At 69.2% G+C, this 11,595-nt stretch carries 8 protein-coding genes and 1 pseudogene; 6 read left to right on the top strand and 3 right to left on the bottom strand.

The window, feature by feature from the left end; genetic code table 11:
• The first annotated feature begins 167 nt into the window (after positions 1 to 167).
• On the top strand, positions 168 to 1,553 hold the full coding sequence (locus tag KUTG_RS31590; protein WP_043715283.1) for an IS1380 family transposase: 1,386 nt from the start codon (positions 168 to 170) through the stop codon (positions 1,551 to 1,553).
• 125 nt (positions 1,554 to 1,678) lie between these two features.
• On the opposite strand, the gene KUTG_RS31585 is transcribed toward KUTG_RS31590, so the two are convergent.
• Entirely contained in the window at positions 1,679 to 2,107 is a 429-nt protein-coding gene (locus KUTG_RS31585; RefSeq protein ID WP_157494887.1) for a hypothetical protein, read from the bottom strand.
• A gap of 151 nt (positions 2,108 to 2,258) precedes the next feature.
• Here KUTG_RS31585 and KUTG_RS31580 point away from each other — a divergent pair, with 151 nt between their 5' ends.
• Positions 2,259 to 4,748 (top strand): glycosyltransferase, encoded by a 2,490-nt coding sequence (locus tag KUTG_RS31580; RefSeq protein ID WP_043721932.1) that lies wholly within the window; start codon positions 2,259 to 2,261, stop codon positions 4,746 to 4,748.
• Positions 4,741 to 5,826 carry a glycosyltransferase family 4 protein gene (locus tag KUTG_RS31575; protein ID WP_043721930.1) on the top strand — a complete coding sequence of 362 codons (1,086 nt, stop codon included), beginning with the start codon at positions 4,741 to 4,743 and terminating at the stop codon, positions 5,824 to 5,826. The genes KUTG_RS31580 and KUTG_RS31575 overlap by 8 nt, the downstream gene beginning before the upstream one ends.
• 510 nt (positions 5,827 to 6,336) lie before the next feature.
• On the opposite strand, the pseudogene KUTG_RS31570 reads toward KUTG_RS31575, so the two are convergent.
• Positions 6,337 to 7,020, bottom strand: a pseudogene (locus KUTG_RS31570) (NAD(P)-dependent oxidoreductase); the annotation flags it as partial.
• 4 nt (positions 7,021 to 7,024) lie between these two features.
• Positions 7,025 to 8,017, bottom strand: coding sequence for a dTDP-glucose 4,6-dehydratase (rfbB, locus tag KUTG_RS31565; RefSeq protein WP_043721929.1), 993 nt, complete (start codon positions 8,015 to 8,017; stop codon positions 7,025 to 7,027).
• Positions 8,018 to 8,177: 160 nt separating this feature from the next.
• On the opposite strand from rfbB, the gene KUTG_RS31560 reads away from it, so the two are divergent.
• Genes KUTG_RS31560 through KUTG_RS31550 form a run of 3 tightly spaced genes read left to right on the top strand, consistent with a single transcriptional unit; the run spans position 8,178 to position 11,589 of the window.
• Positions 8,178 to 9,707, top strand: coding sequence for an LCP family protein (locus KUTG_RS31560; RefSeq protein ID WP_043721928.1), 1,530 nt, complete (start codon positions 8,178 to 8,180; stop codon positions 9,705 to 9,707).
• A 9-nt stretch (positions 9,708 to 9,716) separates the two neighbouring features.
• Positions 9,717 to 10,868: an LCP family protein gene (locus KUTG_RS31555; RefSeq protein WP_052395623.1), complete on the top strand. Its 1,152-nt coding sequence runs from the start codon at positions 9,717 to 9,719 to the stop codon at positions 10,866 to 10,868.
• A gap of 10 nt (positions 10,869 to 10,878) precedes the next feature.
• Positions 10,879 to 11,589 carry a TIGR03089 family protein gene (locus tag KUTG_RS31550; protein ID WP_043721927.1) on the top strand — a complete coding sequence of 237 codons (711 nt, stop codon included), beginning with the start codon at positions 10,879 to 10,881 and terminating at the stop codon, positions 11,587 to 11,589.
• Positions 11,590 to 11,595 lie beyond the last annotated feature (6 nt).

The raw sequence follows: 11,595 nt of genomic DNA, 5'->3' as shown, positions 1-11,595 counted from the left end.
GAGCAGCTTCCGGCGGTTCACGCCGCCACCTTCTTAGCCTCGATCCACCGGTGATCTTGGTGATCTCGGGCCGCGAGGTGTGGCGTGAACAGGGAAATGCCCTCCAGGTGAGGATAATCGGTCTTGCTGAAGGAACGATCCATCCCGACCGAGAGGGCATCTCCGAGGTGCGATTATGTCATAGCGCCGTGCGAGTGGGCGCGGTGTTCGATGATCCGAATCTGGTGGCGTCGGCCGGTGTCGTGCCAGTGATGCGACTGGCCGAGCAGGCCGGCCTGCACGACCTGGTCGAGGACCGGGTGCGGATACCGGAATCGGCAGGGGCGAACCCCGCGGCGAAGGTCGGCTCGATCGTGGCCGGGATGCTCACCGGCGCCGACAGCATCGACGACCTGGACGTGGTCCGGCACGGCGGGATGGGCCGGTTGTTCACCGGAGCACGCGCACCGTCCACAGTGGGCACCTTCCTGCGCGCGTTCACCTGGGGACACGCCCGGCAACTGGAGTCGGTGGCCCGACAGATCACCATCGGCCTGGCCTCGCGGACTCCGCTGCTGCCCGGCGCCGAACAGATGATGTTTCTCGATGCGGATTCGACGTTGGGTGAGGTGTTCGGGCACGCCAAGCAGGGCGCGGCGTTCGGACACGCGAAGGTGGGCGGCTATGTCGTGCGGTTACGGGGCTATCACCCGCTGATCGCCACGCTGTCCACCCCCACCGCGGCGCCAGTGATCGCCGCCACCCGGCTGCGAGCGGGCAACGCCGGCTCGGCACGGGGCGCGGCCAGCATGGCACGAGAACTGATCAGTGTGGCCCGTGGCTGTGGCGGCCAACCGGGACGGATGCTGTTTCGCGGCGATTCGGCCTTCTACGTCGGCGAGTTGATCACCGCCTGCCGGCAGGCGGGCGTGGCGGTGTCGGTCACGATCAACCAGTACCCCTCGGTGGTCGCCGCGATCGCCGGAGTCCAGGAGTCGGCGTGGATGCCGATCCGCTACCCGAAAGCGGTGTGGGACGCCCAGACCCAAGCGTGGATCAGTGACGCGGAGATCGCCGAGACCCCGTTCACCGCCTTCGCCGCGGACAAGCAGCACCGGGTGGTCGGACGGCTGGTGGTGCGACGGGTCCGCGACCAGAACCACCTCGACGCGTTGTTCCCGGTCTGGCGGTGTCACGCCTTTTTCACCACCAGCACCGCCGAGTTGGTCGAGGCCGAAGCAACCCACCGCCAGCACGCGGTCATCGAGCACGTCAACGACGACCTCAAACACGGCCCGCTGGCGCACTTCCCGTCGGGGTGCTTCGCCGCGAACGCCGCCTGGCTGACCTGCGCGGCGATCGCGTTCAACCTCACCCGCGCCGCTGGCTGCCTGGCTGGCGGACACTGCGCCAAAGCCCGCATCGCCACGCTGCGCCGTCAGCTGATCAACGTTCCCGCCCGCATCGCGCACCGGGCACGCCGGCTGATCCTGCACCTACCCCAGCACTGGCCCTGGGAACCGGCCTGGCTGGCACTGTCGGCAACCGCCCACGCCCCGCCCAGGACTGCCTGATCAGCATCCCGCCTTCTCAAGGCTCGACCGGAGACCCTGTCGTGGAAAGCTGGACAGACCAGCGGTTTCCGGCTGCCCACAGCCGCGAGCAAGATCGCTGACGCAGCCACTTCACGAAACCAAGATCACCAGCAATCTAGACCGGTGGATCGAGGCTTAGCGAACAGGGTGCGGACCGACGGCTGCATCGCGGCGACGAACAAGCCCACCAGCACCACGGCCTGGGCGCCCATCAGCGTCTCCATCCAGAGCGGGAACTGCCCGGTGCTGATGGCGTAGGCCAGGCCCAGGGAGCCGACCACGGCGATGACCACCACGCGGATGTAGGTGGCGCGGCTGCCGGCCCGCAGCTTGCGGGCGATGCCGACGTAGATCAGCGACACCAGGGACACCGCCACCGGGCGGATCCAGGTTGTGTTCTCGAACACGCTGTAGGCCTCCGCGCTGCCGTGCGCCTGGTAGGCGACGAGCTGGGCGTAGAAGACGAAGGTCAGCACGGCCTGGAGCAGCGCGAGTCCGAGATTCACGTACAGCAGGTTGATCACCCTGGTCATGACCCCTCCTTTGCTTGATTGAGCCGCTTCTTGCTCGGCTAAGCAAAACATAGCTCGGACGAGCATGGGGGAGCAATCGGGGTTTACCCTGATCTCGGCACGCACAGGTCCGTAGTGCAGGCTTGTGTCTCACGTACGGAGGGAGACAAGCGTGTCGGAGGGGGTAACCCAGCCGTCGGTGTCGGTTGTCGTCGTCAACTACCGCGGCGTCGAGGACACCCTGACCTGCCTGCGCGCGCTGCGCACGGAGCTGGACTACCCGGCCGACCGCCTCCAGCTGGTCTGCGTCGACAACAACTCCGGCGACGGCAGCGCCGAACGCCTGCGCGACGAGCCTGGCGTGACGTTCGTCCAGGCCCCCGACAACCTCGGCTTCGCCGGCGGCTGCAACCTCGGCGTCCAGCACGCGACCGGCGAGGTGCTGGCCTTCCTCAACAACGACGCCCGTCCGCACGCCGACTGGGTCGCCGCCGCGGTGGAGACGCTGCGCGCGCACCCGACCGTCGGCGCGGTCGCCAGCAAGGTGCTGGACTGGGAGGGCAAGCTGATCGACTTCGTCGACGGCGGCCTGACCTGGTTCGGCATGGGCTACAAGCGGTTCGCCGGCCAACCCGACGACGGCAGCCACGACGTGGCCCGGGACGTGCTGTTCGGCACCGGCTCGGCGCTGTTCGTGCGGGCCGACCTGTTCCGCGCGCTGGGCGGCTTCGACGAGCGTTTCTTCATGTTCTACGAGGACGTGGACCTGGGCTGGCGGCTGAACCTGCGCGGCTGGCGGGTGCGCTACGAGCCGCGGTCGGTGGCCTACCACCGCCACCACGCCTCCATGTCCGACGTGGACACTTCGCGTGAGTACTTCCTGTTGGAGCGCAACGCTCTCGCGGCGATGTACAAGAACCTCTCGGACGAGACCCTGGCCAGGGCGATGCCCGCGGCGATGGCGTTGGCCGTGCGCCGGGCCACGGCTCGCGGCGACATCGACGCCACCCAGCTGGAGATCACCAAGCGCCCGGCCGACCGCGCACAGGACGCGGAACCCGTTGCCGTGCCTCGGGAAACGCTCGCCGGCCTGCTGGCCATCGACCAGTTCGTGGAGCTGCTGCCCGCGCTGGCCGAGTCCCGCAAGGTCGAGCAGGCCGCCCGCGTGCGCACCGACAAGGACCTGGTTCCGTTGATGCGCAAGGCAATGGAGCCGGCCTACCCGCTGCCGCGCTACCTCGCCGCGCACGAGGCGCTGGTCGACGCGTTCGGCCTTGACGAGCCGTTCGGCCGGCCGCGGCGGGTGCTGGTGATCACCGGCGACGCGCTGTCCGAGCAGATGGCCGGCCCGGCCATCCGGGCCTGGCACATGGCCGAGACCCTGGCCGGCGAGCACGATGTGCGGCTGGTCTCCACCAACAAGCGCTGCGACCCGCCGGCCGCCCCCTTCCCTGTCGCCCAGTCCACGGTGCGCGGCCTGCTCGATCACGTCGACTGGGCCGACGTGATCGTGTTGCAGGGCCACGTGCTGGAGATGGTGCAGAGCCTCAAGCACCCGCGCTCGCCCAAGATCGTCGTCTGCGACGTCTACGACCCGATGCACCTGGAACTGCTGGAGCAGGCCAAGGGCGGCAACGACGAGAAGCGGGCCAAGGACGTCGTCGGCGTCACGGCCGTGCTCAACAACCAGCTCAAGCGGGGCGACTTCTTCCTGTGCGCCTCCGACCGGCAGCGCCACTTCTGGCTCGGCCACCTGGCCGCGCTGGGCCGGCTCACCCCGCAGGTCTATGACGCCGACCCGACCACCCGCTCGCTGATCGCCGAGGTCCCGTTCGGGCTGCCGGCCAAGCCCGCGCAGCGCACCGCGCCGGCGATCAAGGGCGTGGTCGGCGGAATCTCCCAGCAGGACAAGGTGATCGTGTGGGGCGGCGGGGTCTACAACTGGTTCGACCCGCTGACCCTCGTGCACGCCGTCGACCAGCTGCGGGCCCGGCACGACAACGTGCGTCTGTTCTTCCTGGGCATGCGCCACCCCAATCCGGAGGTGCCCGACATGGGCATCGCCGGCCGCACCCGCAGCCTCGCCGCCCGGCTCGGTCTGGTCGGCACGCACGTGTTCTTCAACGAGCAGTGGGTGCCCTACGCCGACCGGCAGAACTGGCTGCTGGACGGCGACTGCGGCGTGACCACGCACTTCGAGCACGTGGAGACCACCTTCGCGTTCCGCACGCGGGTGCTGGACTACCTGTGGGCCGGGCTGCCGATCGTCACCACCGACGGCGACTCCTTCGCCGATCTCATCAGGCGGGAACGGCTCGGTGTGGTGGTGTCGCCGGAGGATCCGGGTGAACTGTCCGAGGCCCTGGAACGTGTGCTCTACGACGAGGAGTTCGCGGACGGGTGTCGGGAGCGGATAGCGGTGGTGCGGGAGCGGTACACGTGGGATGTGGTGTTGGCGCCGCTGGTGGAGTTCTGCCGCGCGCCGCGACCGGCCGCCGACCGGCTCGTCGCCGCCGGTCCGCTGGTGCGGGAGGAGCCGCTGGGCGCGGTCGGCACGCTGCGTAGGGACATCGGGTTGGTGCGGGAGTACCTGAACGCGGGCGGGCCGGTCGAGCTGGCTCGCCGCGCGGCCGGCCGAGTGATCCGGTTGACCCGTGGCTGACCGACTCAAGGTGCTGCTGGACGGCACGCCGCTGCTCGGGCAGCGCACCGGGATCGGCCGCTACACCTCGGCGCTGGCCGAGGAGCTCGCCTCCATGCCGGACGAGGTGGACGTGCGTGCCGTGGCGTACACGTTCCGCGGCTGGCGTGGGCTGCGATCCGTGCTGCCGCACGGAGTTCGGGCCCGGGGCATGCCCGTGTCGGCCCGGCTGCTGCGCAAGAGCTGGCTCAGGTCCTCGTTCCCACCGGTGGAGATCTACGCCGGGCTCGCGGACGTGGTGCACGGCACCAACTTCGTGCTGCCGCCCGCGTTGATCGCCGGCGGCGTGATGACCGTGCACGACCTGGATTTCCTCGACGCCGTCGACGAGTTGCCGCCGAGCGACCGCGAACTCCCCGAGCTGGTGCGGAAGTGCGCCCGCCGGGCCGCCGTCGTGTGCACGCCCACCCAGGCCGTCGCCAACGTCGTCACCGAGCGCCTCGGCGTGCCGGCCGACCGCATTGTCGTGACGCCACTTGGTGTCGACCCCGCTTGGTTCGCCGCCCGGCCGCCGAGCGACTCCCTCCAGACCCGCTTGAAGCTGCCCTCCGAGTACCTGCTTTTTGTCGGCGCCGACGGTCCTCGCAAGGGTTTGCCGACGCTGCTGGCGGCCCACGCCGCCACTCCGTCGCTCCCCCCGCTGCTGCTGGTCGGCCCCGGGCACCACGCCGACGGGGACCGGGTGCGGACCACCGGCTACCTGTCCGATGTGGACCTTCGCAGCGTCGTCGCCGGCGCCGCCGCCCTGGTCCTGCCCTCCCGGGACGAGGGCTTCGGGCTGCCGGTGCTGGAAGCCTTGGCCTGCAACGTGCCCGTGGTCTGCTCCGACGTGCCGGCCCTGCGCGAGGTCGCCGGCGACCAGGCCCACCTGGTGCCGGTCGGCGACTCCGAGGCCCTGTCCGCCGCCCTGGTCACGGCGCTGGAGGACCCGCCGTCCCCCGACGTGTCGGCCGCCCGCCGCACCCACGCCTCCGCCTTCACCTGGCGCAACTGTGCCGAGCGCACCCTCACCGCCTACCGCCAGGCCGCCCACCGCTGAAGCTGTGAAGGGACCTTTCCTCTTGTTGAACGTCAGGAAGGGCCCAGGGTACGCACGGAAAGCTTGTTGTGTAGAGCGCAAGACGCACCGTCGGTTTTCTGTGCAGAACGTTTGAAACGTTACTGACAACAATTATACACGAGGGGGAGCGTGACCTATTCATTGGGGGTTTGTACAACGGCGAAAGAGGTCCACTTGTGCTTAGTTCCATGACCAGTAAAGACAGAAATTAATAACTCTTGATGCTCTGTGCCCTCACTGTATGAGCTTGTTGAAGACAAGACTAGCGCTGATAACTGTTATGTTGCTTTTGAGCCAGTATCACCCCTGTCATTGTTCAATACGGGCTGGACTGTCGCCCTCCATAGGCTGACGAGATGAGCCCTCTACTTTCACAGGTACAAGCATTACGACTCGTTAGCGCACGACATAGGTGCTGCATGGGTCCCCCAAATTTCCCCAATATAATGGCCGAAGTTAAAAAACGGTAACACTTTCCCAACATAACGGTTTGCCGGCGTTGGTGCCGTGCAGCACCCGCTGCGACGGCGCGTTGTCGCCGACGACGGCCGACGCCAGCTCCAGCAGGCCGGCCGCGAGGTCGGCGGACCAGGTCGGCGAGCCGCGCTGATCGTCCACGACGGACAGCGTCTCCCGCTGCCCCTCCAGCCTGGCCATGGTCTTGACGAAGTTGCCGCCGGTCGCGCCGTACACCCACGCGGTGCGGATCACCCACGTCTGCTCGCCGGCCCCGAGCACTTCCTGCTCGCCGGCCAGCTTGCTCTTGCCGTACACCGACTTCGGCCCGGTGGGGTCGCCCGGCTCGTACGGCCGGGTGCCGTCGCCCGGGAACACGTAGTCGGTGGACACGTGCAGCATCGGCACGCCGTTGGCCACCGCCGCCTTGGCCAGCTGCCCGGCCCCGGTGGCGTTGATGGCGTAGGCCCGCTCCGGCTCGCCCTCGGCCGCGTCCACGGCGGTGTGCGCGGAGGCGTTGACCAGCACCGGCTTCAGGCCGGCGTCCCGCGCCGCGAGGGCGAAGGAGGACACGGCGTCGTCGACCGCGCCGACGTCGGTGACGTCGAGCTCGGCCGAGCCGGGGGCATGCAGCAGCCCGACCCGGTCGGCCAGCGCGGCCAGGTCACTGCCCAGCTGGCCGCGGCCGCCGGGCACCAGCAGGGCGAGGCGGGTCACCGGCTCAGCCCGTCGGGAGGGCGGCGCGGGCCTTGAGCGGCTCCCACCAGGCGCGGTTCTCGCGGTACCAGGCCACCACGTCGGCCAGGCCCTGCTCGAACGGCACCTGCGGGGCGTAGCCCAGCTCGGTGGAGATCTTGGTGATGTCCACCGAGTAGCGGCGGTCGTGGCCCTTGCGGTCGGCCACGTGCTCCACGTAGCTCCAGTCGCGGCCGGTGGCCTCGATGAGCTGCTCGGTGAGCTCCTTGTTGGTCAGCTCGGTGCCGCCGCCGATGTTGTAGATCTCCCCCGCGCGGCCGGACTCGGCCACCAGCTGGATGCCCCGGCAGTGGTCGTCGACGTGCAGCCAGTCGCGCACGTTGAGGCCGTCGCCGTACAGCGGCACCTTCTTGCCGTCGATCAGGTTGGTGACGAACAGCGGGATGACCTTCTCCGGGAAGTGGTACGGCCCGTAGTTGTTCGAGCACCGCGTGATGCAGACCGGCAGGCCGTGCGTGCGGTGGTAGGAGCGGGCGATCAGGTCGGAGCCGGCCTTGGCCGCGGAGTACGGCGAGTTCGGCTCCAGCGGGAACGTCTCGGGCCAGGAGCCCTCGTCGATGGTGCCGTACACCTCGTCGGTGGAGATGTGCACGAACTTGCCGACGCCGGCCTCCAGCGCGCCCTGCAGCAGGGTCTGCGTGCCCAGCACGTTGGTCAGCACGAAGTCGGCCGAGCCCAGGATGGAGCGGTCGACGTGCGACTCGGCGGCGAAGTGGACCACCACGTCGGTGCCGGCCATCAGCTTGCCGACCAGCTCCGCGTCGCAGATGTCGCCGCGGACGAACCGCAGTCGCGGGCTGTCGGCGACGGGGGCGAGGTTCGCCTCGTTGCCGGCGTAGGTCAGCTTGTCCAGCACGACGACCTCGGCGTCGGCGTAGGCCGGGTACTGGCCGCCGAGCACCTTGCGCACGTAGTTGGACCCGATGAAGCCGGCCCCGCCTGTGACCAGGATTCGCATGCCGCCCACAGTACAAGGGGCCGCTCGAAGGCCATGAGGAGGTACGTCTCAGTCTCTAAGAATCTTTGCATCTGTGATACATACACCCGTCCGTGGGCGGTTCACGGCGAGCCGACGCAGGTCCGGCTAATGTCGATCTCCGGCATTGGGGAGGATCGCGATGCGTGAGCCGGCGGACAGATCGCGCGCGGCAACGGCCGGAAAGATCACCGGCCGGACCCTCGTCGCACTGTTGTCCACGGTCGTGCTGGCCGCCAGCGGCTACGGCTGGGTCGAGGTCAACAAGGTCCGCAACGGCATCACCACCACCGACGTGTTCGGGTCGCACCAGCCGCTGGCCGGCTCGGCCACGACCACCACGGCCGTGCCCGGACTGGACGGCCCGCAGGACATCCTCGTCGTCGGCCTGGACAGCCGCACCGACGCCCAGGGCAACCCGCTGCCGCAGGCCGTGCTCGACCAGCTGCACGCCGGTTCCAACGACGGCGAGCTCAACACCGACACCATGATCCTGCTGCACATCCCGGCCGACGGCCGCAGCGCGGTGGCGATCTCCTTCCCCCGCGACTCGTACGTGCAGCTGGCCGGCGGCTACGGCAAGCACAAGCTCAACTCGGCCTACGCCTACGCCCGCAACGACGCCTACTCGGACCTGTCGGCCCAGGGCGTGAAGGGCGCGGACCTGGAGCAGCAGGCCGCGGTGGCCGGCCGCAAGAACCTGATCAAGACCGTTGAGGACCTCACCGGCGGCGCGGTCACGATCAACCGCTACGCCGAGGTCAACCTGGCCAGCTTCTACGAGATCAGCCAGGCCATCGGCGGCGTCACGGTGTGCCTGAACCAGCCGGTCAAGGAGTACCGCTCCGGCATCGACCTGCCGGCCGGGCAGCAGGTGATCAGCGGCGGGCAGGCGCTGGCCTTCGTACGGCAGCGCTACGACCTGCCGCGCGGCGACCTGGACCGCATCGTGCGGCAGCAGGCCTTCCTGTCCGGCATGGTGCAGAAGGTGCTGTCGGCCGACACCCTGGTCAACCCGTCCAAGCTCAACGCGCTGATCGAGGCGATCAAGAAGTCGGTGGTGATCAGCTCCGGCTGGGACCTGCTGACGTTCATGCAGCAGCTGCAGGGCATCGTCGGCGGCAGCGTGCGTTTCGAGACCATTCCCACCGGGCAGAACGTGATCTCCGCGGAGGGCCAGTCGGTCACCGTGGTCGACCCGGATTCGGTGCGTGACTTCGTCACCGGCCTGATCGGGGCCGGCGGGTCGTCGAAGACCACCACCTCCGGCACGGCCGCCACTACCCCCGGCAACGACCGGATCACTGTGGACATGCGGGACGGCGCGGGCGCCCCCAACCTCGGTGCCTCCGTGCTGGACGAGCTGGTGCGCGATGGTTTCCGCCGCGGCGAGAGCCTGACCATCGCCACCATGCCCATCTCGGCCGTGCACTACGGCCCGGGCGCGTCCGCCGACGCCGACAAGGTCGCGTCCGCGCTGGGCGGAAAGGTCGTCACCGAGCCGGATTCCGCGGTGCCGGCCGGACACATCCGGGTGTATTTGGGCCAGGACTACACCGGTCCCGGGGCGCAGGGTTTCGGCATGGCGCCCAGGTACGTGATCCCGACGACAGCCGTCACCACCCCCACCAGTCCGTCGATTACCGCCGGGGGCGTGCCCTGCGTCAACTAGTCTGACCGCATGGGCAGCCGTGGACGCAAGATCGCACTGGTGTGCGGTCGCACGTCTGTGGCGCTCGCGTCCGCCTTGGTATTGGCCGCGGCGGCGGTCGCCCGCAACGCGCATGACCAAGTGCAGCAAGGCATGACCACGACGCCGGTGCTGTCGCAGGTCGCCACGGCCACCAACGCCCCGCCCAAGGACGACGGCGCCACCGACATCCTGCTCGTCGGCGACGACCGGCGGACCGATCTCCAGGGCAATCCGCTGCCCGCCTACATCCTGCGTCAGCTGCGCACCGAGGCCAACGACGGTTTCAGCACCGACACGCTGATCCTGTTGCGCATTCCCAAGGACGGCAGCCGCAGCTACGCGGTGTCGATCCCGCGTGACACCGAGGTGCCGATCGAGGGCTACCGCACCGACAAGATCAATTCCGCCTACGGCGCGGTGAAATACCTTACGGCGCAACGGTTGCGGGCGGCCGGCGAGCACGACGAGGCCAAGGTCGAGCGGGATTCCGACGCCGCCGGGCGGCAGGCGCTGGTGACCAGCGTGCAGCAGCTGACCGGGCTGACCGTCGACCACTACGCCGAGGTCAGCCTCTACGGCTTCTACCTGCTCAGCCAGGCCATCGGCGGCGTGCCCGTGTGCCTGCTGCACGCGACCAGCGATCCCAACTCCGGGGCCAGTTTCCGGGCCGGGGCGCAGAACGTGTCCGGCGGCAACGCGCTGTCGTTCGTGCGGCAGCGGGAGAACCTGCCGCACGGCGACCTGGACCGGATCGTGCGGCAGCAGGTGTTCCTGGCCTCGGCGGCCAAGAAGGTGCTGTCGGCCGGCACGCTGCTCGACCCCGACCGGATGGGTGCGCTGACCGCCGCCGTGCAGAAGTCGGTGGTGATCGACCAGGGCTGGGACGTGCTGGGCTTCGTGCAGCAGGCGCAGAGCCTCACCGGCGGCAACGTCGAGTTCGTGACGATCCCGGTGGTCAATTCCAACGGCCGCAACGAGCGCGGGCAGAGCGTCGTGGTCGTCGACCGCGATGCCGTGAAGCGCTTCGTCGCCGGATTGGCGTCCGGTTCGCCGTCCGGTTTCGCCGCCCGTGGGCCGGTGCGGTTGAACGCCGCCGAGCCTGCTCCGATCACCGTGAACGGCACCCGCTGCGTGAACTAGGCTGGCGGACATGAGCGTCACAGAACGGCTGTTCGCCCCGCTGCTGTCGATGCCGGCCAAGCCGCTGGTCACCCACTACGACGACGCGCTCGGCAGCCGGATCGAGCTGTCCCGGGCGACCGCGGCGAACTGGGCGGCCAAGACCGCGAACTGGCTGCGGGACGAGCTGGACGTCGAGGTCGGCAGCCCCGTTTCCGTTGACCTGCCGGCACATTGGCAGACCATCGGCGTCCTGCTCGGCGCTTGGTGGTGCGGGGCCCACATCGTCGGCTCGTCCGAGGGCGCCGCCGTCGCCTTCGTCGGTCCGGAGGGTTCCGCCGCCGGTGCCGATGCCGTGGCCGTTGTCGCCCTGGATCCCTTGGGGCGTGGGCTTTCCGGCGACGCGCCCAACGGCGGCCTGGACTACCTCGTCGAGTCCCGCATCTTCGGCGACGACTTCATCGCGTACGACAAGGTCTCCGGCGACGCCCCGGCCTTCCACGGCTCCACCGTGGACGAACTCGTCGCCGCGGCCGCCGATCGTGCTGCCGCACTGGGGATCGGCCCCGAGGACCGCGTGCTGTCCACTCTGGACTGGTCCACTTCGGACGGGCTGGTCGACGGCCTGTTGTCGGTACTGTCGGCCGGTGCCTCGCTCGTGCAGTGCAGCAACCTCGATGTCGCCGCCCTGCCCAAGCGCCGCGAGTCCGAGCGCACCACGATCGACCTGATCAAGCAGTAGCAGCCG

The sequence above is a fragment of the Kutzneria sp. 744 genome (assembly GCF_000568255.1).
Taxonomy (GTDB): Bacteria; Actinomycetota; Actinomycetes; order Mycobacteriales; family Pseudonocardiaceae; genus Kutzneria.
Note: the sequence above shows the minus strand (reverse complement) of the source record. Positions and strands in the feature narration are given on the sequence as shown.

Bases quoted from the DNA above. Each gene is read 5' to 3' on its own strand.
- rfbB (WP_043721929.1), bottom strand. From the start codon at position 8,017: ATGCGAATCCTGGTCACAGGCGGGGCCGGCTTCATCGGGTCCAACTAC.
- KUTG_RS31585 (WP_157494887.1), bottom strand. From the start codon at position 2,107: ATGACCAGGGTGATCAACCTGCTGTACGTGAATCTCGGACTCGCGCTG.
- KUTG_RS31555 (WP_052395623.1), top strand. From the start codon at position 9,717: ATGGGCAGCCGTGGACGCAAGATCGCACTGGTGTGCGGTCGCACGTCT.
- KUTG_RS31550 (WP_043721927.1), top strand. From the start codon at position 10,879: ATGAGCGTCACAGAACGGCTGTTCGCCCCGCTGCTGTCGATGCCGGCC.
- KUTG_RS31560 (WP_043721928.1), top strand. From the start codon at position 8,178: ATGCGTGAGCCGGCGGACAGATCGCGCGCGGCAACGGCCGGAAAGATC.